The sequence below is a fragment of the Vibrio sp. 1978 genome (assembly GCF_033344345.1).
The window spans coordinates 1-634 of sequence record NZ_JAWPOP010000615.1 but is presented as its reverse complement, the minus strand read 5'-3'; the positions used below and the strand labels follow the sequence as shown (position 1 = coordinate 634).

The 634-nt window shown below is 58.4% G+C and carries 1 protein-coding gene; it reads right to left on the bottom strand.

Going from position 1 to position 634, the window contains the following annotated elements:
- A partial coding sequence (locus tag R8N49_RS28145; protein ID WP_034029464.1) for an IS6-like element IS6100 family transposase occupies positions 1–509 on the bottom strand: 509 nt, incomplete at its 3' end.
- Positions 510–634 lie beyond the last annotated feature (125 nt).

The following is a 634-nucleotide window of genomic DNA, read 5'->3' as shown; positions in this document are numbered from 1 at the left end:
ACGTTATTGAGATACTTCACCTGCCGGTGGGCCGTCTCCCGGTCCAGCTTTCCTTCGCGCTTCAATTCGGTGATCGCTGCACCATAGCTCGGCGCTTTGTCGGTATTGAGCGTGGCAGGCTTTTCCCAGTGCTTCAGGCCTCGCAGGGCCTTGCCCAGGAACCGCTTCGCTGCCTTGGCGCTGCGGGTCGGCGACAGGTAGAAATCGATCGTGTCGCCCCGCTTGTCGACTGCCCGGTACAGGTAGGTCCACTTGCCCCGCACCTTGACGTAGGTTTCATCCAGGCGCCAGCTCGGATCAAAGCCACGCCGCCAGAACCAGCGCAGCCGCTTCTCCATCTCCGGGGCGTAGCACTGGACCCAGCGATAGATCGTCGTATGGTCGACCGAAATGCCGCGTTCCGCCAGCATTTCCTCAAGGTCGCGATAGCTGATCGGATAGCGACAATACCAGCGCACCGCCCACAGGATCACATCACCCTGGAAATGGCGCCACTTGAAATCCGTCATCGTTCCGTCCGTCCAATCTCCGCCAAGCATGCTCAAGCTTCACGATTTTTGCAACAGAGCCCACACGACTATTGAGCATAGTCGAGATTGGTGCAGATCACTTCTGATATTGAACTGTCAGGAGC